Origin of the sequence: Algoriphagus algorifonticola (assembly GCF_007655305.1) — a bacterium.
Classification (GTDB): domain Bacteria; phylum Bacteroidota; class Bacteroidia; order Cytophagales; family Cyclobacteriaceae; genus Algoriphagus; species Algoriphagus algorifonticola.
The window spans coordinates 81,274-104,161 of record NZ_VLOG01000066.1 but is presented as its reverse complement, the minus strand read 5'-3'; the positions used below and the strand labels follow the sequence as shown (position 1 = coordinate 104,161).

Sequence of the window (22,888 nt, the reverse complement as noted above, 5' to 3'; positions counted from 1 at the left end):
TAATCAATTACACAATTACTCTTTACTTCTTCCTTCCTTGGCGGGAGACATTATCGCCGCGCCTTTGCGACGCCGCGAGCCTGTTTTAAACCACATAGCCACAATAGCCCACATAGATAAAAAACATAGCTTCACACACCCTTTGCCTAATCTATCCTTTTGCGGGAGATGATAAGATGAATTAACTATCAAATCGCTTCTCCGAAGCTCTTGATAACTCTTTCTTCGACTTTCTACAATCATAACGCCTCTCTGAGGCTTTAAGAGGCAGAACTCTTTTAGAGCACCAGAGGTGCGACCTGATTGTAGAGAATAAAGTCACAAACTTGCCAAAGCACCAGCGGTGCGATTTGATCAACCTTCAAAAAATCTCTTTGCCGCTTCCATCCTTGGCGGGAGAATAAAATCGCCAAGCCGTTGCGACGCCGCGAGCCATTTTTTCACCACATAGCCACAATAGCCCACATAGATAGAAAACATTGATTCATAAACCCTTTGCCTAATCTATCCTTTTGATGGAGATGATTGTAAGACTGCTTCGCTCCGCAAGCTCCGCTCACAGTGACGGTAAACCAAATTAACTCCAGATCAAACCCTCCGCGCCGTTGCGACGCCGCGAGCATTTCTTCCCGCCAAGCCTCAAAACTTCACCTGTGCTTCCAGCTTCTTCCCCTCTCGTTCGTACCAAACTTTCGCTTCATCTCCTTTTTGGAAAGCACTTAAAGCTCGCATATAGCTCATCATATCCACTATAGTAGAATCTCCCAATTGTAAAATGACATCTCCTTTTTGCAAACCTGCAGCTTGAGCGGGCTTGTCTTCCGAAACTCCATCGATTCTCATACCCTTGCCATCAAATAAATAATCCGGAACTACGCCCAAAGAAACCGTGAATCGAGGCGAATCACCTGAACTGTCCTTGGTTTTGGTAAAGGCCAATTTTGGTTCCTCATCCAGCTTCCCAACCAATCGCTCTATGTATCTCACCACCTTCAACAAGCCCTCATAATTGATCTTTTCTGAATCGTCTGAAGGTTTGTGATAGTCTTCGTGCTGACCAGTGAAAAAATGTAAAACAGGTAAGTCCTGCAAGTAAAATGAGGTATGATCAGAAGGGCCAACTCCTGATTCGGAGGTCACTAATTTCAAACTGTCTGCATTCACTAGATCCAAAGCAGACACAAAACTTGGACTGGTGCCTACTCCATTGATGGCTAGGGTTTTTTCTTCGTTAAGCCGACCAACCATATCCATGTTGATCATGAAGTTGACAGTTTCTAAATCTATGGTTGGATTTTTTACAAAATAATTAGACCCCCAAAGACCATTTTCCTCTCCTGAAAATGCGATAAACAAAAAGTTGGACTGATGCTTTTGATGCTTTAATAGTTCTGCCAAAGCCAAGAGTGCAGCAGTGCCGGAAGCGTTATCATCTGCTCCATTATGGATGGCGGAATCTCCCCGATGCAAAGAACCCACTCCACCAAATCCCAAATGGTCAAAATGAGCCCCTATCACAATTGTTTTTTCAGCCTGATTATCAATGAAGCCTAGAACATTTCTACCGGTGATTCCTTCTCCGTCTGTGCCAATCACAGCTTCTTCATGAGGGTTGGATGGTTTGGAAACGGTAAATTCCTGGAAAAAACCAGAGGTTCCTTTGGGCTCTACTCCTAATTGCTTGAAACGATCAGCCAAATATTGGGCAGCTTGCTCTTCTCCTTCTGTGCCAATAGCACGGCCTTCCAGTTGGTCTGCAGCCAAGAAACTGACATCTTTTTTCAAGTTTGACAATAGCTTATCATCGCTGGGAGCCGACTGACAAGACAGCATCACAGTTGCTATCAAAGAGGTAATAATCAGAGTATTGAATTTCATAAAAGCAGGAGTTTAGCTCAAAGATAATAATTGGTATCTTCGCGCAGCAAAATAAAATGAATACAAAATGCGTCTTTTACTATTCGCTTTGATCGCTTTGATCATTTCCTGCTCTCCCAAAATCTCAAACACCGAAGAGCTTGAAACTCCAACTCACACTGCCACTGATTCTTTACTTCTTTCTGAAAATGAAATGAAGTATCTCAGAAATATCAAACAATTGACTTTTGGAGGCAATAATGCAGAAGCGTACTGGTCATTTGATGACTCTTTATTGGTTTTCCAGTCTGATTATGCAGCCTGGGGAGCTTCTTGTGATCAGATATTCTATACCGACTGGAGAAAGGATGATCTAAAAAATAATGCTCCTCAGCGTATTTCAACAGGATTGGGGAGAACTACTTGTGCTTATTTCCTTCCGGGCAATGAAACCATCGTCTATGCCTCCACTCATCTGGGCGGGGACGACTGCCCTCCTGTTCCTGAAAGAAGAACTGACGGGAAATACGTTTGGCCTATCTATGACACCTATGATATTTTCACTGCGGACTTAAGCGGTAACCTTCTATCCCAACTGACCAATGAACCCGGTTATGATGGGGAAGCTACCTTATCACCGAAAGGGGATAAAATTGTATTTACATCCATGCGCACTGGGGATTTGGAATTGTTTACCATGAATATTGATGGAAGTGAAGTGAAGCAAATAACCTCAGATTTAGGCTATGACGGCGGAGCATTCTTTTCTCCTGATGGAAGCAAATTAGTATGGAGAGCCTCCCGCCCTAAGACTGAAGAGGAGATCAAAGAATATCAAGAGTTATTGGCTGAAGGATTAGTGAAGCCAACGGAGATGGAATTATATGTAGCCGATGCAGATGGGAGCAATATTCAAAAAGTAACGGATTTGGGTCAGGCGAACTGGGCTCCTTTTTTCCACCCATCAGGTAAAAAGCTGATTTTCGCTTCTAACCATCACACCGAGCGTGGCTTCCCATTCAATCTGTATATGATCAACTTAGATGGCTCAGGATTAGTCAGAATCACTGAAAATGACACCTTCGATGCATTTCCGGTCTTTTCCAACGATGGTAAATATCTGGTATTCTCCTCCAATAGAAATAATGGTGGAACTCGGGACACCAACTTATTTGTCGCCGAGTGGATCGGTGATTAAAGCTTGAGACCGCAGGGGCTAAAAACTCTTGCGGTTTTTCTTTTTTGCATGCTTGCAAATCCTTTTTTATCTTCTGCCTTCTCAACCTATTTTTGAAATGAAGATTTATCGAAGATTAATCATTCCTTTTTTGGTCACCCTTCTTCTGGTCATTGCCAAAATCTACTACAAAGGAGAATCTGAATCTTGGGAAGGCTTTTGGAGTTATCTTCCTCACCTCAATACCATTCTGATCATTTCGGGATTTACCTGGTGTCTATTGGTTTTTACAGGAATCCTCAAGCGGATTTTCCTGAAACAATACGATATCAGCAAAGAAGATAATCTCAGGGCAAGAAAGGTATACACCCAACTCAATATCCTTCAAAAGATCACAAACTTTGTTATCATCGTTTTGGGAATCGGGCTGATCTTGATTTCTTTCGAGCCAATTCGAAAAATCGGAGTTGGAGTCTTCGCCTCCGCAGGTGTAGCGGGTATAATAATCGGTTTCTCAGCACAAAAAGCTATAGGGGCACTGATTGCAGGAATCCAAATTGCCTTTGCACAGCCATTCCGGCTGGATGATGCGGTGGTGGTCGAAGGCGAATGGGGCTGGATTGAAGAAATCAACCTAACCTATGTAGTAGTCAGGATTTGGGATCAAAGACGTTTGGTTTTACCCACAACCTACTTTTTGGAAAAGCCTTTTCAAAACTGGACCAGAAGCTCTGCTGACATAATTGGTTCTGTTTTTCTCTACACCGATTACACGGTTCCATTTGATGCATTGAGAGAAGAGCTGGACAGAATCCTGGAAAAGACCAATCTATGGGATAAAAAAGTCAAAGTTCTTCAGGTCACCAATGCTTCCGAAAGGACTGTAGAAAGTAGGATTTTGGTATCAGCACGAAATTCTCCTACTGCTTGGGATCTTCGCGTTCATGTTAGGGAAAAAATGGTAGAATTTCTTCAGAAAAACTATCCGGATGCTCTCCCTCGAACCCGAGTTGTGTTAGAAAAATCAGAGACGACTTGAAAAAAATTATCATCCTTTGTCTCCTAACCTACTCCTTCCCGACCTTTGGTCAAGAGGATGAAAAACCAATACAATGGGATATTTCAGGATTTGTAGATCTTTATTATGGACAGGATTTCAGAGAACCAATGGCTGGTGATAGGTTTCCTTTTCTTTACAATCATAATAGAAAAAACAGGCCAAGCATCAATTTGGCTTTAGTGACTGTTCAGTTAAAGTCCAAATATTTCCGTGCAAATCTAGGCATTCAGCAAGGTACTTATGCCCAGGACAATTTAAGCGAGGAGCCCAAGGCCTTGCGATGGATTCACCAAGCCAATGTGGGTGTAGCTCTGGACCAGAACCAATCGCTCTGGCTGGATGTGGGTGTTTTGCCTTCTCATATAGGCTTCGAGAATGCGATTTCTACCAAAAATCTGACATTGTCGCGTTCACTTATCGCCGAAAACAGCCCTTATTTTGAAACAGGCGCTAGGTTAAAATGGAAAATGAACCAACGATGGGATTTTGCTTTTTTGGTGCTCAATGGATGGCAAAGAATTCGGTTTATCCCCGGCAAGGCTGCTCCGTCTTTTGGAACACGGGCAACCTACACTCCCAATGAAAATACTACTTTGAATTGGAGTACATTTTTGGGCACTGATCAACCTGCAGAAAGTGGTACTTATCTTTATTTCAGCAATCTGTTTGGGAAGTTTCGCCTTGATCAAAAATGGAACTTAATCATAGGGCTGGATGTAGGAAATCGAACTGTAGAAGGGGATTTTAACCCAACTTGGTGGGGAACTTCCTTAATTTTACAGCGGCAATTTTCTGGAAAATTTGCCTCAGCAATTCGCTATGAATATTATCATGATCCCTTCCAGGCAATTGCTACAAGCTTGAATAATTGGGGCATAGAAACAGGGGGGATATCTTTGAATACCGATTGGACCTTGGGAAAGGTTGCCATCCTCAGATTGGAAGGCCGTTATCTGACTGGGCCATCTTTGGGTCGGGATAATCGCAATTCAACTGATTTCTTTCTGCTGGGTTCTATAGAATTCACTTTGAATTAAAGCTCATTAAGTTTTTCCAAATAACTTTCCGCCTGATCGAGGATTTCCTGCTTATTTTTCAATTTATCCAAAGTTCTATAAGCCATTCCTATCCTGGGGTTTTTTTCCAATTTCTCCCGGTTTCTTTCATAAAATTGCCAATATAGGCTGTTGAAAGGACAGGCTTTTTCTCCAACTTTTTCCTTGTGATTGTAAGCACAATGCTCACAGTAATTACCCATTTTTTTGATGTAATTGGCTGAAGAAACATAAGGTTTGGTCCCTACGATTCCTCCATCTGCAAACTGACTCATCCCGCGCGTATTGGTGATTTCTACCCATTCGATCGCATCTATGTATATCCCCAAATACCACTGATCCAATTCATCGGGGTCTATTCCTGCAAGCAAAGCAAAGTTGCCTGTGACCATCAATCTTTGGATGTGATGTGCATAGGATTTCTCCAAAGACTGGGTAATGGAGTGGGAAAGGCATTTCATTTTGGTTTGACCAGTCCAAAACCAATCAGGCAACTTGCGATCATGCCCAAAAAAGTTCATCTCCGCAAAGTCCGGCATTTTAGCCCAATAAACTCCCCGCATGTATTCTCTCCAACCTATGATCTGCCGGATAAAGCCTTCCACTTGGGAAATGGCAATCTCATCGCGATGTTCTTCCCAGTATTTTTCTACTTCCTCCACCACTTCCAGAGGGGAAAGCATTTTTGAATTCATGGCAAAACTCAGTCGAGAATGAAATAAATAAGGATCCCAAGTAGTCAAAGCGTCCTGATAGTCTCCAAAATGAACCAATAAATTATTACAAAAATGATCCAGCACCTCCAATGATTCTTCTCTGGAGGTAGGCCAAGGGAAGTTTTTAGGATCTACTTCTCCAATTGTTTTGACCTCCGCTTTTTCAATCATTTTATGAATATCACTAAGATCTTTGGGATGTAATTTTGGCTTACGCAAAAGACGCTTGTCTTTCAGGGCCTTTCTGTTTTCCTGATCAAAATTCCATTTTCCATCCACCGGCTCCTTTCCATCCATGAGGATATCAAACTTCTTCCTCATCTCCCTGTAAAATGACTCCATCAAATAAGTCTTCTTACCCTTGAAAAAATCCTTGAGGAATTCTCTTTCTGTCAAAAAATGCTCTGTATCATAAGCCTTAGACTCAATTTCCAGAGATTCACTAATATTTTTCAGCTGCTCATCCAAACGATACTCATCAGGCAGCTGGTATTCAAACCTTTCAAATTCACCTTCTTTGATAACTTGCTCAATTAATTCATCCAGCTTTTGAGGATTATTTTTATTGTCGAGTTGAAAGTAAATTACCTGATGGCCTGCTTCCTCTAGACTTTTTGCAAAGTTTCGCATGGAGGCAAAAAACGCTAGCACTTTTTCAATATGGTGAGGAGCATAATCTGTCTCCTGCCTCATTTCTGCAATCAAATAATGATTGTTCTTGTCGGCTTTATCAAACCAGGAATGTTTTGAGTTTAATTGATCTCCGAGAATTAGGCGTAAGGTTTTAGACATAAAAAAAGGCTTTCTGATAAAAGCCTTTTTGATTGAGGTTTGTTTTGATTTTAATATTTGAAGCAAGGCATAGATGAAGTTCGGCCTCTTCCTTTTGCAGAGCCAGCCAGGAAGCTGTATCGAATGGAGATTTCATGAGCACCTCCTGTATTGGCATTTCCCAAAGAAGAAAGGGTGAAATCGTGGCTGTATCCAATATCCAATCCACCGCCCAATGAAATTCCTACCAAAGCAATTACTGACTCATGGTTGGGCTGGGATTTATCAGAAACCGGGATTCCTCTGTACCAAACTCCCAAAACCAATGGTTGAATATTAATCTGAGTTCCTAAATCCAACTGAGTAAATGGTCCTTGATTTTTATAATTAAATGCGAAAGTCAACTCTTTGGTGCCTGTTCTCTGATTGTAGAATTGGGTAGACGAACCACCTGAAAGGTCCAGCTTTATTCCTCCATGTGCGGAAACCTTGATAGGCAACTCACTGATTTCTCCTTCTATGAAAGAAATATTAGGCTGAGTCACGTGATGAGCGGATGCTCCAAACCAGAAATTATCATTGTGAAATAACATTCCAAAGCTATAATCCACGAACTGATGACGGAAATCAGAACCTAAGTTTTCACCGGAGAAGTCACCCACTGCTCCAGTTTGATCATCGATTTGGCTACCAAACAATAAATTACCAAAGTATGCATCTCTATCCATATAAGACACCTGACCACCCACTCTCAAAAAGGATTTAAACCCCAATCTTGCGCGATAAGAATATGAAGCTCCAATTTCGGATACGCTAAGATTGGCCATGCTTTGTTCAGATCTGTTGAAAACAATTCCGATTCCGCTATTAGCTCCAAAAATATAATGATCCAAATAGGCTGAATATGAGGTAAAGGACTGATCTAACCCAGGCCATTGATTTCTATAATTCACTCCGATTCGGGTCATCTCAGAAGCACCTGCCATAGCAGGGTTCAAGTACAAGGGAGCGGCATAAAACTGGGAATATTGCACATCCTGAGCACGAAGGCTTAGGCATACACAACTTAGGATGATAAACGTAAATAATGTTTTCATAACCTATCTGATTAGGGTGATTCCTCCGCTTTTGGTACTTTGGATACCTTCGCGGTTGGTATAGGTGATTTTATATAGGTAGTTTCCTGCAGGTAAGGTTTGTCCACGGTAGGTACCATCCCATCCACGAGCTTCCAAACCTGATTCAACAAATAGCCTTTCTCCCCAGGTATTAAAGACTTCCATAGTAAAGGCGGTGATTGCCTTCATTTTTGGTAAGAAAGTATCATTTAATCCATCTCCGTTTGGCGTAAATGCATTCGGGATGACTACCATTTCAGTGGCTGTTGCCACTTGAATTCGGTTCGTTTCAAAAGAGGAGCAACCATAAATATCAAAGCCCGTCAATTTCACTTCATAAATCCCTGCTTTTTCAAAAACATGGATTGGGTCTTTTTCCGAGGAAACTGTTCCATCTCCGAAATTCCACTCCCAGGCGATAAACTCAGGGGCAATCTCACTCTCAAAAAGTATTTCTTCCCGGGTAAGTACTTCTGGATCAGCATTGATAACCAGTTTTCTATAGTTAAAATCAAGTCTTCCTCCCTGAGTGGCCGCCTTCGGGAAATCAACTTTAGCTTCTGTTTCTACTTTGCAACCTAAGGCATCAGTGATTGTCACTTTAAGAGTTCCTGATTGATTGAAAGTGATTTCCTTTTTGTCAACCTCTCCGGTGCTCCACTTAATTTTAAACGGTGCTTTACCTCCTTGGAAAGAAACCCAAGCATTTCCTTTCACTGTACCTTGATCACAATTCACCTCAAGGGCTGACTCGATTCTGGCTGTGATTGATTCATTTTGACCAACTTGAACAGCTTTAGTGGATGAGCAACCACTTTCATCTGTCACTTTTACTTCATAGGTGCCAGCGGCTAGATTTTTCCTGGAAAGACTGCCTTTCACTCCGTCTGACCAAGTAATATCAACAGTTCCTTTTGCTCCAGTTACTTTGATTTCAATTTCTCCATCATTTTCACCTGAGCAGCTCAAGTTTTTGGATTGAACCAGTTGAAGATTTAATGCTGATTGATTTTCAAGCTTAAATTCTTGTTGGATGAAGCAACCTGAAGCATCAGTAACCTTCACTTGGTAAGTCCCTGCTGGAAGGTTTTTGATTTCAGATCCGGTCATGCCATTGCTCCAAGAGTAGGTATATGGTGCTGTTCCTCCGTTAATATCCAAAGTGATCTGACCATTTTCTGATGAAGAACAGCTTGGAGCGAGAAAATTGGACTTAAGCTCCATTCCTTTTGGCTCATCCACTTTGTAAATTCCCTGAAAAGCACAACCCTTACTATCTTTAATCAACACCTCATAAATTCCGGATTTAAGGTTTGAAACATCCTTAGTGCTAGCACCGGTGTTCCACTTATAAGTATAAGGTCCAACACCTCCACTTACAGAAAGAGAAATTGTCCCGTCATTTTTTCCTTGGCAAGAACTGTTGGTGATAGACTCGGATACACTCATTCCTTCAGATGCAGATCCTATTTCAAAACTGGTGGTGACATCACAATTGTATTTGTCGATGACGGTTACAGTGTATGTTCCTGGCTTAAGATTGTTTACCTCCCAAACATTGGTCAGACCATTGCTCCATTTTACTTTGTACGGCTCTCCTCTTCCGATTTTAACAGAAATTTTTGCTGAACCATCATTGCCGGAACCACAACTTGCGTCTTTCTTTTCAACAGGATTTAAAATCAACGGGAAAGGCGGTTGAACCACAATTTTTTCTATGTGCTTAAATCCAGTCGCATCAGTGATTTCAACAGTGTAAGTACCTGCAAAAAGATTGGTTCTGTTTTGAGTGGTTTCATTGGTGTTCCATCTAAAAGTATAAGGAGGTGTTCCCCCTTTGATATCCAAATTAATATGTCCTTTCTCAGAATTGGAACAAAGAGCAAGTTTACCGCTTACCTCCACTTGGATTGAATTGTAAGAGAGTATTCTCTGATTGGCTGAATTGGGAACCTCAAAAGAAAATTGGGCAAAAGCAGGAAAATACATTCCAATGCTCAGCAGGAGCAGAAGAAGTGATTTTCCATATGTTTTTAGCCCTAATTGCATTTCCTATTTTGACTATGAATTTCGATGGGTGAAATTTGCCTTATAAAACCTATTTTGTGTATTTCATTTTTTAGAATATTATTTTTTGTAAATCAAATACAACAAAATGATATTCTATTAAATCACTATTTACACCTAATAATAATAGTTTGATTCTTATTTCCAAGGGTTTGTATATACGAAGCAAATATGAAATGCAGCTTTAAAAAATCTTATTTTTCTAGAAATTCTACCATTTCCAAAAAATAGCGGTGATGAAGCTTTTTTTAGGTGACGAAATGAAAAAGGCCTGAAAAACAGGCCTTAAAATTTTTTTAAAATATTTTTAATTTTTTTTCGCTTTACTCAGCTTTCCTTCTGAAAATCAGTATCTGAAGCAAGGGATAGTTCGTGCCCTAAGATTTCTGTTTTTGGCATCTCCCCATAAAAATCGATAAGTAACTGAGACTTCATGTGCTCCTCCGGAGTTTCTCAACCCTAATTTGGAGACCGTAAAATCATAGGAGTAGCCTATGTCCAGACCGGTCGGAAGTGATACGCCGACTAAGCCGATAATTGACTCATTGTTGGGTAAGGAGTTTTTGGTTGGCAAACCTCTATACCAAAGTCCCAATACCAATGGATCCAAATACAACTGAGTACCAATATCTAATTGGTTGAAAGGGTCTTGCTGTTTGTAATTAAATGCAAAGGAAATTGCCCGCTCTTGGTATGCATGGGTAAAATAATCTCTTCTTCCTCCGGTAAAATCAAATTTGACTCCTCCTTGAGCTGATAGCTTCATCGGAAGTTTGGACATTTGACCTTCCACAAAAGAAACATTGGGCTCACTGAGATGATGCGCAGAGGCACCTAACCAGAAGTTTTTACTATAAAACATCCCACCTAGGGCAAAATCAAAAAAGTTGTACCTGCTATCTATTGGAATACCATTCAGCTCGTCTGTAATACCGCCTATTGTCCCATTGATGATGTCAATTTGAGTTCCAAAAACCAAGTCAGAAAAAAAAGCGTCTCGCTGCATATAACTTGCTTGCCCACCTAACCTGAAAAAGGTTTCCTCTCCCAACTGCAATTTGTAAGCATAAGAAAGTCCTACCTCATTGGTGGCAAGATTAGCCATACTTTCTCTATTGCCATTGAAAATAAGACCGATACCACTATTGTAGTCAAAAATATAATGGTCTATGTAAAATGAATAGGAATTGAAATTTTGGTCCAGGCCAGGCCATTGATTTCGGTAATTGACGCCAATTCTGGTGAGCTCGGAAGCGCCTGTCAATGCTGGATTCAGATAAAGGGGAGCAGCATAGAATTGAGAATACTGTACATCCTGAGCTAAGGAGTTTATCCCTAGCCCCAGTAAAAGTACCAATCCTATTAATTTCCTCACCATACGTAATCCCTCCTTCTGCAAATTAGCCATTAGCCAATTGGCAAAAGAATTTTGAATGTTAAAAGGTTATGAAACTACTAGGGCTTATGATTGGGGTGATCAATCAATTATTTGTTTCTGACCTTTTTTAACTAAACTATAGATCTATAATCACCCTCGATATTCAATAACTATACCAAAGACTTCTTGCCTTTGGAAACATTCGACTAAATATCGATAACCACTTGATTTCTAGTCAAATCCTCTATCGTCTCTCTAGTCCTGATTAAATGGGATTTCCCTTCCCATACTAAAACTTCGGCAGGTCTCAAGCGGGAGTTATAATTAGAAGCCATGCTAAACCCGTAAGCCCCGGCATTTTTGATTACTAAAATATCCCCTTCTCTTACTTCAGAAAGCTCCCTGTCTGAAGCAATGGTATCAGTTTCACAGATGTACCCGACAATATTATACGTATGAGTGTTTCCATCGGGATTGCTCAGATTATAAACATCATGATAGGCATCGTATAGCATGGGCCTCAACAAATGATTCAGGCCGGAATCAACACCTGCAAAAGTGATGGAAGGTGTCTTCTTCACTACATTGGTTTTCACCAGCAAGTACCCCGACTCACTGACCAAAAACTTACCTGGTTCTAGCCACAGCTCCAATTGCTTTCCATATTTTTCACAAAATTGCTGAAAAGCCTCGCTGACCTTTTCCCCTACCTCCTGAATGTCGGTTCTTGGATCTCCTTCTTTATAGGCAACCTTAAACCCTCCTCCACAATCGATAAACTCCAGGTCTGGAAATTTAAACGCCGTATCGAATAAAACATTGGCTCCTCTTAAGAATATTTCTGCATCTAAAATATCAGATCCGGTATGCACATGAAGCCCAACGATCTTGAGGTTTTTTTCTTTGACAATTTCCAGAATTTCAGGAAGTTGCTCTATGGAAATCCCGAATTTACTTGCTTTATGACCTACGGAAATTTTGATATTCCCTCCAGCCATGATGTGAGGATTGATCCGGATACAAGCGCCCACTTTGTTGCCATAGACCTCTCCAAATTTTTGCATCAAAGGAAGGCTGTCCAAATTAATCATCACACCTAGATCTACAGCCTCCTCAATCTCATCAAAGCCTACTCCGCTCGGAGTATACATGATTTCTGAAGGCTGAAAACCTGCCATCAATCCCAATTTCACTTCCTCCAAGGAGACTGCATCCACTCCAGCACCCGCATTTTTGATCAGTTTGAGTATACTGATATTGGATAAAGCCTTGGTCGCGTATTTTATTTTTAAAGGTACTCCCAGAAAAGCCTTTTGAATAGCATGCACTTGATTGGTGATTTTCTCACCGTCATACACATAAAGAGGCGTTCCATATTTTTCAGCAATAGATTCCAAGGAAATTCCTTGAATATGAGTAGGTTTAATAGCTTGTGGCATGTTCTCAAATTTGGCCACAAAGATAGCTAAATAGCCCTAGAATGAAGAATAAATAGCCCTCAATTAGCATCTCAGAGGGGCTTTCTGGGTACAAAATCCCATTTAAACTTGCCTTCAATGGTCTTTCATTCAAGCCGTTAAATATTGTTAACCCTACCTTTCTCCCCCGATAAGCCTTTAAATTTGTAACATGTCCAAAAATAAGATCACTTTAATAATTGTTTTGATGTCCGTAGCCAGCCTTGGCTTGGTGGGATTTCAATACTATTGGGTGAGAAATGCGATCCGAATCAATCAAGAAAGGTTTGATCAGGATGTCTATCAAGCACTGGCAGGGACTACAGATCAACTCGAAAAGAGTGAAGCTAGTGACGTTTTGCTAAGCCAATTAATGAAGGACCCCATTCTTCAAAAATCACTTTTTGAGAAAATTGAACCTATTGATTTTGAAATTCGCCCCAAATCAGGTTTTAGAAGGGGGCCCTCTATCATCGATACCTTAAAAATTACTCCAGTTCCTCAGGTCAGTGCTACTTTCAGAAGGATGCTGGAATCTAGAGGAATTGACTTATCCGTTTTACAGGAAATGGAAAGATTTTTTACGCTTATGACTCCTGAGGTAGCCTCTACTATTTTTACTCCGGATGAAATGGCTATCCTTTTGGAGGAAAAGGAGAGGCAGTTACAATACCTCAGCCAAGTGGAAGTATACAGTTTGGGACCAACAGGGAGCTACTTGGATCCAAACTTCGAAAAAGAGGTCAATGTCTCCGAGGATGCCTTGGAAAAAATCAAAAAAACCAACCTCAAAATTGACCTGATTAACCAAACTTGGGAAGAAATGGCAGCTGGGCAAAAAGCCATTTTAAACCGCCTTGATACTTCTCAGGTAAGAAAACTGGTCAAAAATCACCTGCTGGAAAGAGGAATTTATGAAGATTTCGAATTGGGCCTGTTAAAAGACGATGGTCTCTTGATGCCTATCGGACCTGTGTCTGAACCATTCCGACTAGTTCAATATGGCATACAGGCCAAGCTTTTCCCCAATGACATTTTTGGAAAGGAGAATTATCTCTACATATTCTTTCCGGAGAAAAACAACCATGTACTTCGTCAAGTATGGCTACCCGTGTCCTCTTCCATCTTATTTATCGGAGTAATCATCTGGTGTTTCATCTATGCAATTCGTGTCATTTTCAAACAAAAAGCGCTTTCGGATACAAAAAATGATTTCATCAATAACATGACTCATGAGTTTAAAACTCCATTAGCAACGGTGAGTTTGGCGGTGGAAGCACTTCAGGACCCTGAACTTTCATCTCAGGATAAATTTAGAACCCGGTATTTAGGCATTATTAAAGATGAAAATAAAAGGCTTGTAGCCCAAGTAGAAAACGTATTGCAGGCAGCTGCGTTAGATAAGAAGGATTTTAAACTCAAGGTGGAAGACATCGACCTTTCCGAACTCCTGGAGAATGCAGTGGATCATTTTTCATTACAGATAGAAAAAAGGGAAGGAAATATTGAGTTTGAAAATGAACTGAGCGATGGACTGATACAAGGAGATTTCTTTCATGTCACTCATATATTCAATAATCTCCTCGACAATGCCAATAAGTATAGTAGGGAAAAGCCAACTATCCATATCAAAGCTTGGGAAAATGAAGAACAAGTATGGGTAAGTATTTCGGACCAAGGAATAGGAATGAATAAGGATGCCCAGAAGAAAATATTTGATAAGTTTTATCGTGTACCTACCGGAAACCTCCACGATGTAAAAGGATTTGGATTGGGCCTTTCTTATGTAAAAACTATGTTGGAAGCCCATAAAGGAGAAATTCAAGTACAGAGTGAGTTGGGAAAAGGAAGTACATTCACAATTAATCTACCCAAAAAACAATGAGCAAAGCAAAACTACTAGTGGTGGAAGATGACCCAAATTTGGGTGATATCTTAAAGGAATATCTCGAAATGAAAGGCTATGAGCCCACACTTTGCCGGGATGGGGAAGAAGGATGGAATAAATTCAAAAAAGATAAATACGACCTTTGCCTATTGGATATCATGATGCCCAAAAAGGATGGTTTTACCTTAGCCAAGGAGATCAAAAAGGTGCAGGATGATCTCCCTATCCTGTTTTTGACTGCGAAAAATCAAAAAGATGATATCATCGAAGGATTAAAAATCGGAGCAGACGATTATCTCACCAAGCCCTTCAGCATGGAAGAATTGCTATTGAGGGTCAATGCGATTTTGAGAAGAACACAAAAATCCACTGAAGTAGAAGCCTTGAAAGTTTACAATTTCGGGGATTTTGAATTGCACTACGATGAGCAAGTCCTTGATGGTCCGAAAGGCAAGCATAAACTCACTTCTAAAGAAAATGAATTGCTGAGACTCCTAGCTTCGGAGATGAATAGATTGGTCAATCGCTCCCACGCACTCAAGCAAATCTGGGGAGATGACAGCTACTTCAACGCCAGAAGTATGGACGTTTACTTGAGTAAAATTCGAAAGATATTAAAAGACGACCCCAAAGTTCAGATCATAACGGTACATGGAGAAGGCTTTAAACTGATTGTTGGGGAATCTTAATTCAAAATAACCCAAATCCAACCGTGAGTTCGCTCACGGTTTTTTTATACTAAAACTGTTCCAATACCATTCCTTTCAGGGAAGGTCACTTTTTCAGGGCTAATTTTAACTCCATCTGCCGGATCTTTTGCCAGCAACATCGCCCCATCCATATCCACATAATCCAAAAGTGGAGCGATATGAGCGATCGCAGAAATTCCCACCGAGGATTCAGTCATACAACCCACCATCGTTTTCATTCCCAATCTTTTCGCTTCTTGAATCATTCTCAAACCCGGAGTAATCCCGCCTGCCTTCACCAACTTGACATTAATCGCGTGAAAAAGACCGTGGCATTTTTTCACATCTTCTTCTACAATACAACTCTCATCTGCCATTACAGGTAACTTAGAGTGCAAGTACACCTCCCGCATTCCTTCCAAGTCATCCTTGCCTAAAGGCTGCTCCATAAACTCCACTCCTAATTTGACCAATTCTTCAGAGTTTCGGATGGCCTCCTCAGCGGTCCAAGCACAATTTGCATCTATTCTGAAAACAGCATCGGTATGCTTCCTCAGTTCCTTCACAATTGCCAGATCATCGTGAGTTCCTAATTTGATTTTATAAATAGGCCAGTCCACCTCCTTCATTTTCTGAACCATCTTTTCAATGCTGGCAATTCCTATGGTAAAGTTGGTGGTGGGGATGTTTTCAGGATGTAACTGAAGGTATTGATATAGCTTTAGCCCCTGCCTTTTTGTGAATAGATCCCATGCGGCCATATCCAATGCACATTGAGCAAAGGGATTGCCTTTGAAATAATCTTTACCCATGGCCCAAAGCGTTTCTGGATTAACCGTTTTAGTATCTTCCAATACAGGCCTAAATGCTTCCAGGGCCTCCGTCATAGTTTCAATTGTGACGCCGTAGAAGGGATTGGTAGTGGACTCGCCTAAACCGAAAAAACCTGCATCCTCCAATGTCACGATGAGTGTATCCTGAATATCCCTGCTTTGATGGGCAATCGTGAAGGTATGTCGGAGTGGTAAATCAAATACCTGATAAGATAATTTCATGGGAAGAAAAGAGTCTGAATTGTAAGAAATAGGCCGATTTTTCAACAGAAGATTCCTAGATTTACTTCTATTCCTATCCTATCTGTTTGAAAACATGAAAATAATGAAGAGAAATCAATTTAGCCTGTTTTTGCTGTTTTTAGTTTTTATTATTGGATGCAAAACGGCAAATGAAGAAAAGTTTGAAAGCCTGAATACCCCTTTTTTGGAAAGTGCCTTTGAAAAATTTAAGGAACCCGCTATTACTCATAGGCGATTTAGGCATGCTGATTTACAACCATTGATCCAAAAACATCAAAATTCTTTTCAAATTACAGAATTGGGGAAGTCAGTAGAAGGAAGATCCATAACATCTTTGGATTGGGGTAAGGGTTCAACCAAGGTCATGCTTTGGTCTCAGATGCATGGAAATGAAAGTACTGCAACCATGGCTTTATTTGATCTTTTCAATTTCTTGGAAGCATCCGGAGACGAATATGATAGCTTAAGAAATCTTCTGAAAACTTCCCTCAGCCTCAAGTTTATTCCTATGATCAACCCCGACGGAGCGGAAGTATTTCAAAGAAGAAATGCTTTGGACATAGATTTAAATAGGGATGCAATTTCTCAGATTTCCCCGGAAGCCGTGATTCTGAAAAATGCAAGAGACAGCTTCGAGCCAGAATTTGGTTTCAACCTCCACGATCAACAGGTTTATTATAATGTGGTTAATACAGCGAAGCAGGCAACTATTTCTGTTCTAGCTCCTGCTTATAATTATGAAACAGAAATCAATGAGGTAAGAGGAAGAGCCATGAAAACCATTGTGGGAATGAACAGGCTTTTACAAGAGCTTATTCCCGGACAGGTAGGAAAGTATGACGATGCATTTGAGCCACGAGCTTTTGGAGATAATATCCAAAAATGGGGAACCAGTACGATCTTGATTGAATCTGGAGGCTATGTCGGTGACGCAGAAAAGCAGTATATCCGTAAATTAAACTTCCTGATAATCCTGAATGCTCTACATCAAATTGCCACCCAATCCTACGAACAGCATAGCATTGATGAATACTTTGCAATCCCTGACAACGATCTGCAATTGGTTGACCTGATCATCAAAGAGATGCAAGTAGAAGTTGAGGGGAAAAAATTCCCGGTAGATCTGGCAATTCGTAGAAGAGAAAACAATGCAGACAGTACTTTTTATGTTACTGGAAACGTGGAAGATTTAGGAGATATGCAGGTCTATTTTGGCTTTGAAGAAATAGATGCAACAGGTTTAAGTTTTAAGGAAGGCAAAGTATTCGAGCAAGAATTTGAAAACTTGGCAGCTATCAGTTCAGAAGAAGCGATAGAGCTGTTGAGACAAGGCTATTTGGGAGTTAAAATAAAAAATGGAAAGCCCGGAGATCTTCATCAATTACCCATTCTGATTTTACAGAGTAAAAAAGATTTCAATTTCGGCTGGAAGACAGGCTCTTCACCAAACTTCTTTTTAGCAGAAGGCGATTTACTGAAATACGCAATCGTAAATGGCTATCTCATTGACCTTGAAAATCCCAAGGAGCAGGTTTTGAAGCAACGGGTTTTCTAAGCGTTAAAATTTATGAATTGACCAAAAGCCTGGTTTTTCCCGGGCTTTTTTTCGTACAAAATATCTATATTATTCCATAAACCTCTACACTATGAAATCATCGTCCATCATTTTTTCTTTGGCCATAGTTCTTTCTTCTATCGTATTGGGACAGGCTGTGATCAATCGAAACCGACCACAGGGCACCATCAACGTAACTGGCTTAGGAGAAAGTAATTTTACTTCTGACCTGATCGTATGGGAAGGTAATTTCAGTCGGGAAAGTAAAGACCTTCAGACTGCCTATTCCAATCTGGAAAGAGATCGCGAATCGGTCACAACCTATTTGGTTTCCAAAGGAATTCCGAAGGAACAATTGGTTTTCAACGCGGTCATCACAAACCCTCAATATCAGCAAAACTACTCCAACGACGGAAGATACATGGGGCAAACCTTTACTGGATATCAATTGAGTCAATCCTTACAAATTGAATCCAAAGAAGTAGAAAAGGTGGAAAAAATCAGCCGGGAAATCACGGAATTATTAAATCAAGGAATTGCTTTTTACTCCCAACAGCCCCGATACTACTATACCGAATTAGAGTCCCTCAAGCTGGAAATGATAGCAAAAGCAACTGAAGATGCCAGAATTCGCGCAGAGCGTATCGCTGAAAATTCAGAGGCAAAACTAGGCGATTTGATTTCTGCCAATATGGGAGTTTTTCAAATCACCGGACAAAACTCAGGAGAAGATTATTCCTGGGGAGGAGCCTTTAACACCAGTTCAAAAAACAAAACTGCATCCATCACCATGAAATTGGTTTTTGAATCAAATTAATTTTTCCAAACAATTTCACAGCCAGTGGATTCTATCTAAGTGGTACTATTGGCTATTTTCATTCAATTATTTACGAGCATGACTCTTTACGACTTCCAATCCGATAGTAAGAAATCAGACTGGAGAATTATCGATGATGTGGTCATGGGGGGAAGATCTGATGGCTCATTCTCTATCAATTCAGAGGGACATGGTGTATTCGAAGGGAAAGTTTCCTTAGAAAATAATGGTGGCTTTTCATCGGTCAGATATCAACCTGATAAAACCATCATAGATGGAGCTTCTCAAGTAAAAATTCGGCTTCGAGGTGATGGAAAGACCTATCAATTCCGGTTTAAAAGAAAGCGATCAGATTATCACTCCTACGTGGCGAGTTTCCAAACAAGCGGAGAGTGGGAGGAAATAACCATCCCCTTAAATCAATTCAAACCTGCCTTTCGAGGCAGAGATCTTAACATGGAAAATTTCCCGGGAGATCAAGTACAAGAAATCGCATTTTTGATTGGGAATAAAAAGGCTGAAAGCTTCAAGCTCGAGATCGACTACATCAAATTATTCTAAAGGAAGGCTTAATTTGCATCATGGCAAAAGCTAATCCTCAGGAAAAACCCACATTGCACCCCCGAAATTACCATCAAGGTACTTACGATCTGGAGGCACTTTCCAAAAGCTTTCCCAGACTTGCCGAACATATCTTTACCAACTCTTTTGGAAATCAAACAATAGACTTTGCCGACCCGAATGCCGTTAAGGCCCTAAATAAAGCACTATTATTACATTTTTACCAAGTAGAATTCTGGGATATCCCGGACGGATTTCTAGTTCCTCCGATTCCCGGTAGAGCAGATTATATTCATTATTTAGCAGATCTTTTAGCATCTAAAAATCAGGGAAAAATCCCGAAAGGAGCTAAGATTCAAGCTCTGGATATAGGAACTGGCGCCAATTTGATTTACCCCTTGATTGGTAGTTCAGTATATTCTTGGTCCTTCATCGCTGCGGAAATAGAAGAGCCTGCCTTAAAAAATGCCGAAGAAATCCTGGCTCAAAATCCCACATTTAACAAAAAAATCAATCTCCGGAAACAAGAAATTGAAAGCCGGATATTCAAAGGAATTATTCAACATGATGAATACTTTGATCTAACCCTATGTAACCCTCCCTTTCACAGTTCCGCACAGGAGGCAAAACAAGGAAATCAACGAAAAGCCAAGAATCTAAACTTAAAAAGCAATGAGCTCAATTTTGGTGGACAAAGTCATGAACTTTGGTGCAAAGGGGGAGAATTGGAATTTGTTGGACAAATGATTCAAGAAAGCACTCATTTTAAGCATCAGTGTTTTTGGTTTACTTCCCTTATTTCCAAAGAAGCTAACCTGAAGTCACTTACAAATAGACTAAAGCAGGTTGCCGTAAGCGAATATGAGATTATTGAAATGGCTCAGGGCAATAAAAAATCCAGGTTTTTAGCCTGGACTTATCTGAATTCAAAACAACAGGAGAATTGGAGTAAATTCCGATGGAAATAGCTTATAAAGCTAAAGCCATTGGAATTAATAGCAGATAGCCCGCTATTCCGATTACCCAACCGAAAGCCTGCTTCAGGCCCGAAGAGTATCTTAATTCTTCCGTGTTTTTGAAAATAATTCCTCCTATACCTGCAGCGATTGGAGTGAAGATTAAAGGCAAAATCCAAGTGGAAGAAAAACTTCCTTGAAATGCCAATATAATCAGTAAAACACCCAAGGTTATTCCTGCATGTTTGATAAATGTAATTCTGTTAGAGCCGGAGTTCTGAAATGGATGAGCCGTCATTTCCATGGTGGTAGTGGTTTAGTAATCAAGACTTTGTTATACGGATCAATTCCAGTACCGTTCAAGAAAAAAACAGGTTTTTGAAGACCTGTTTTTTCTTAAAATTTCCTAATGCTTAATTCAGCGTATATTCTACAGATATTTCTGTGTTTAAGACTTTGGAGATAGGACAATTTTCCTCCGCATCTTTCACCAATTCTGCAAATTTTTCCTCTGTAATTCCATCTACCTTTGCTTTTAGCACAAGGTGGGATTTCTTCAAGGAACCATCCTCGAATGTTATATTACAAGTAACATCTAATTCCTGAGGAGGAAAATCAGCTCCGCTTAAATTAAAGCTAAGCTTCATAGCAAAGCATCCAGCATGAGCTGCTGCAATCAACTCTTCCGGATTGGTACCAATGCCATCCTCAAATCTGGACTTAAAAGAATATTGAGTTTTATCTAAAACGGTGCTAGGAGTAGTCAAATGACCATTACCGTCTTTTCCGCTTCCTTGCCATACGGCAGTTGCTTTTCTAATCATGGATTAAAGTGTTTTGGTTAAAAATCTGTCTTATCCATGTAATCAAATACGATGCAGAATAGTTCTTGGATTAGTCTGATTTCTTTGAAAAGAGCTTTGCTATTCTTCGAAAAATTTGCTTCTCCTTTTCCCAGAAAAATTGGAATTGGCCGAAGATAAAGCCATAAATCAACAAGAATATCTGATAGAGCGGTAAAACCAATAAGAGATACAGAACTGTGTTAACAAAGCCGCCTTTTTCAACCCCGAAGAAATCCAAAATGGGGTTTTTGATAAATAAAATTGTAAAGCCCGTGCAGGCGAAAACTACCAAAACCAGAACTACCTGAAGCAGGCTATCCAGTTTCCATTTAGTCTGTAATCGCTGAAGAAAGCCAGGTTTTTGTTCTTTATTTTTCATGAAAAGCTTTCGTAATTTGGAAAAAGGCGAGGAAAATTTCCTCGCCTTTCAATTATTACCAGGTAAACACGCCCTCGTTTAAGTTTTGGAGCGCATCATTTTTAAACTTTGAGTCAATCAATAGGGAGACATTATGTCGGCTACCTCCGTAAGATACCATACGGATAGGAAAATCAACCAAGCTATCCATCACTGATTTTACTGCACCTCTGGTTTCAGAAACCATATTACCTACAATACATATGATGGATTGATTTTCGTCCACTTCCACAGAACCCAACACCTCCAACTCCTTCAGAATTTGTTTCAGGTGAGTCAAATCATCGATAGTCACCGAAACCGCCACCTCAGAAGTGGTGATCATATCGATAGGAGTCTTGTATTTTTCAAAAATCTCAAATACTCTCCTCAAAAAACCGTAAGCTAAAAGCATCCTGCTGGATTTGATTTTGATGGCAGTAATTCCATCTTTGGCAGCAATCGCTTTGACGCCCTTTGCTTCTACTCCTGCTTTAATTAAGGTGCCATGGGCTTCAGGATCCATGGTATTCAGAAGTCTAACAGGCACATTGTATTGCTGAGCAGGCCAAATAGAAGCAGGATGGAGAATTTTAGCACCGAAATAGGCCAACTCTGCCGCTTCATCGAAAGATAACTCAGCAATAGGCCTAGTTCTGTTCACAATGCGGGGATCATTATTATGCATCCCGTCAATATCTGTCCAAATCTCACAAACTGAGGCATTGATCGCTGCAGCCACAAGTGAAGCCGTGTAATCAGAACCTCCACGCTTCAAATTGTCTACTTCATTTCTGTGGTTTTTACAGATATATCCTTGGGTAACAAATAATTTTTGTTCTGGATGCTGAGCAATAATGGCTTTCAGTTTTTCAGAAATCTTCCCCAATTCAGGCTCGGAATTTTCATCAATACTCATGAAATCCAAGGCAATTAAAAATACCGCAGGAATTTCGAGTTCTTCCAAAAGTGTATAAAACAACTTTGTGGATAGCAATTCTCCCTGAGCCAGAATATCCCTATTAATCGCCTCGTTAAAGGAGATTTTCAAAATAATATTCAAAAACTCAAAATGTTCTTTGATGATATCTTCAGCCTTTGCTCTTCCTTTTTCAGTTTTTAAAAGCTGAGGATAAAAATCCATATAGTGAGCATGAAGAGCATCGATTCTCTCCTTTGCCAATATTCTATCAGCATCAGCCAAAGCCTCTCCTATCCCTACAAGGGCATTGGTAGTTCCAGACAAGGCTGATAATACAACAATTGTGGGTTCATCTCCACGGGTTACCAGGTCTTTCACCTGATGCATACGCTCGGGCTTTCCTACAGAGGTTCCCCCGAATTTCATTACTTTCATTGGTAGAGTTTGTCTTTTAGATTACCCTGAAGTCTGCTGATTTTCGCTTGTTTATCATCAAGCAATTTCCACAATAGATTCAAGGATGAAT

Annotated in this window: 20 protein-coding genes; 9 read left to right on the top strand and 11 right to left on the bottom strand. The window is 40.3% G+C overall.

Features of this window, described 5'->3' with window-relative positions; translation table 11 throughout:
- Nucleotides 1-639: 639 nt before the first annotated feature.
- Nucleotides 640-1,878, bottom strand: a complete 1,239-nt coding sequence (locus FL972_RS19270) for a M20/M25/M40 family metallo-hydrolase (protein ID WP_144607598.1) — start codon at nt 1,876-1,878, stop codon at nt 640-642.
- Nucleotides 1,879-1,945: 67 nt separating this feature from the next.
- Here FL972_RS19270 and FL972_RS19265 point away from each other — a divergent pair, with 67 nt between their 5' ends.
- The 3 genes from FL972_RS19265 (at nt 1,946) to FL972_RS19255 (ending at nt 5,131) form a co-directional block, all read left to right on the top strand.
- On the top strand, nt 1,946-3,055 hold the full coding sequence (locus tag FL972_RS19265) for a TolB family protein (protein ID WP_144607597.1): 1,110 nt from the start codon (nt 1,946-1,948) through the stop codon (nt 3,053-3,055).
- Between the two features lie 97 nt (nt 3,056-3,152).
- A complete protein-coding gene (locus tag FL972_RS19260) occupies nt 3,153-4,073 on the top strand; it encodes a mechanosensitive ion channel family protein (RefSeq protein WP_144607596.1) in 921 nt (306 codons plus the stop codon).
- A complete protein-coding gene (locus FL972_RS19255; protein ID WP_186300157.1) occupies nt 4,070-5,131 on the top strand; it encodes a porin in 1,062 nt (353 codons plus the stop codon). The genes FL972_RS19260 and FL972_RS19255 overlap by 4 nt, the downstream gene beginning before the upstream one ends.
- On the opposite strand, the gene FL972_RS19250 is transcribed toward FL972_RS19255, so the two are convergent.
- The 5 genes from FL972_RS19250 to lysA all read right to left on the bottom strand — a co-directional run bounded on the left by FL972_RS19250 (nt 5,128) and on the right by lysA (nt 12,638).
- Nucleotides 5,128-6,657 carry a cryptochrome/photolyase family protein gene (locus FL972_RS19250; protein ID WP_144607594.1) on the bottom strand — a complete coding sequence of 510 codons (1,530 nt, stop codon included), beginning with the start codon at nt 6,655-6,657 and terminating at the stop codon, nt 5,128-5,130. The two genes, FL972_RS19255 and FL972_RS19250, sit on opposite strands and share 4 nt — an antisense overlap.
- Before the next feature lie 50 nt (nt 6,658-6,707).
- Nucleotides 6,708-7,733, bottom strand: a complete 1,026-nt coding sequence (locus FL972_RS19245; RefSeq protein WP_144607593.1) for a PorP/SprF family type IX secretion system membrane protein — start codon at nt 7,731-7,733, stop codon at nt 6,708-6,710.
- Between the two features lie 3 nt (nt 7,734-7,736).
- Nucleotides 7,737-9,803 carry a T9SS type B sorting domain-containing protein gene (locus FL972_RS19240; RefSeq protein WP_144607592.1) on the bottom strand — a complete coding sequence of 689 codons (2,067 nt, stop codon included), beginning with the start codon at nt 9,801-9,803 and terminating at the stop codon, nt 7,737-7,739.
- A 364-nt stretch (nt 9,804-10,167) separates the two neighbouring features.
- Nucleotides 10,168-11,229, bottom strand: a complete 1,062-nt coding sequence (locus tag FL972_RS19235) for a PorP/SprF family type IX secretion system membrane protein (protein WP_317129962.1) — start codon at nt 11,227-11,229, stop codon at nt 10,168-10,170.
- Between the two features lie 176 nt (nt 11,230-11,405).
- Entirely contained in the window at nt 11,406-12,638 is a 1,233-nt protein-coding gene (gene lysA / locus FL972_RS19230; protein WP_144607591.1) for a diaminopimelate decarboxylase, read from the bottom strand.
- A gap of 190 nt (nt 12,639-12,828) precedes the next feature.
- Between lysA and FL972_RS19225 the strand changes: the two genes are divergently transcribed.
- Together FL972_RS19225 and FL972_RS19220 are read left to right on the top strand one after the other, a co-directional pair.
- Nucleotides 12,829-14,541 (top strand): sensor histidine kinase, encoded by a 1,713-nt coding sequence (locus tag FL972_RS19225; protein ID WP_144607590.1) that lies wholly within the window; start codon nt 12,829-12,831, stop codon nt 14,539-14,541.
- Entirely contained in the window at nt 14,538-15,233 is a 696-nt protein-coding gene (locus FL972_RS19220; protein WP_091653099.1) for a response regulator transcription factor, read from the top strand. Before FL972_RS19225 ends, FL972_RS19220 begins: the two co-directional genes overlap by 4 nt.
- A gap of 44 nt (nt 15,234-15,277) precedes the next feature.
- Here the strand turns inward: FL972_RS19220 and FL972_RS19215 are convergent, their stop codons facing one another.
- Nucleotides 15,278-16,288: a dipeptide epimerase gene (locus FL972_RS19215; protein ID WP_144607589.1), complete on the bottom strand. Its 1,011-nt coding sequence runs from the start codon at nt 16,286-16,288 to the stop codon at nt 15,278-15,280.
- 103 nt (nt 16,289-16,391) lie between these two features.
- Here FL972_RS19215 and FL972_RS19210 point away from each other — a divergent pair, with 103 nt between their 5' ends.
- From FL972_RS19210 to rlmF, 4 genes are all read left to right on the top strand, one after another.
- Nucleotides 16,392-17,864, top strand: coding sequence for a M14 family zinc carboxypeptidase (locus FL972_RS19210; RefSeq protein ID WP_144607588.1), 1,473 nt, complete (start codon nt 16,392-16,394; stop codon nt 17,862-17,864).
- A 91-nt stretch (nt 17,865-17,955) separates the two neighbouring features.
- Nucleotides 17,956-18,681, top strand: coding sequence for an SIMPL domain-containing protein (locus FL972_RS19205; protein ID WP_144607587.1), 726 nt, complete (start codon nt 17,956-17,958; stop codon nt 18,679-18,681).
- A 78-nt stretch (nt 18,682-18,759) separates the two neighbouring features.
- The gene (locus FL972_RS19200) at nt 18,760-19,242 is read left to right on the top strand and encodes a CIA30 family protein (protein ID WP_144607586.1); all 483 of its coding nucleotides are present in this window, start codon (nt 18,760-18,762) and stop codon (nt 19,240-19,242) included.
- Nucleotides 19,243-19,262: 20 nt separating this feature from the next.
- Entirely contained in the window at nt 19,263-20,210 is a 948-nt protein-coding gene (gene rlmF / locus FL972_RS19195; protein WP_144607585.1) for a 23S rRNA (adenine(1618)-N(6))-methyltransferase RlmF, read from the top strand.
- A gap of 1 nt (nt 20,211) precedes the next feature.
- Here rlmF and FL972_RS19190 read toward each other — a convergent pair whose 3' ends face one another.
- The 4 genes from FL972_RS19190 to FL972_RS19175 form a co-directional block, all read right to left on the bottom strand.
- Entirely contained in the window at nt 20,212-20,502 is a 291-nt protein-coding gene (locus FL972_RS19190) for a hypothetical protein (protein WP_144607584.1), read from the bottom strand.
- Nucleotides 20,503-20,611: 109 nt separating this feature from the next.
- Nucleotides 20,612-21,022: an OsmC family protein gene (locus FL972_RS19185; protein ID WP_144607583.1), complete on the bottom strand. Its 411-nt coding sequence runs from the start codon at nt 21,020-21,022 to the stop codon at nt 20,612-20,614.
- Nucleotides 21,023-21,092: 70 nt separating this feature from the next.
- Complete coding sequence (locus FL972_RS19180) at nt 21,093-21,422, bottom strand: DUF6787 family protein (RefSeq protein WP_144607582.1); 330 nt, start codon at nt 21,420-21,422, stop codon at nt 21,093-21,095.
- Nucleotides 21,423-21,477: 55 nt separating this feature from the next.
- Nucleotides 21,478-22,797 (bottom strand): aspartate kinase, encoded by a 1,320-nt coding sequence (locus tag FL972_RS19175; protein ID WP_144607581.1) that lies wholly within the window; start codon nt 22,795-22,797, stop codon nt 21,478-21,480.
- Nucleotides 22,798-22,888: the final 91 nt, after the last annotated feature.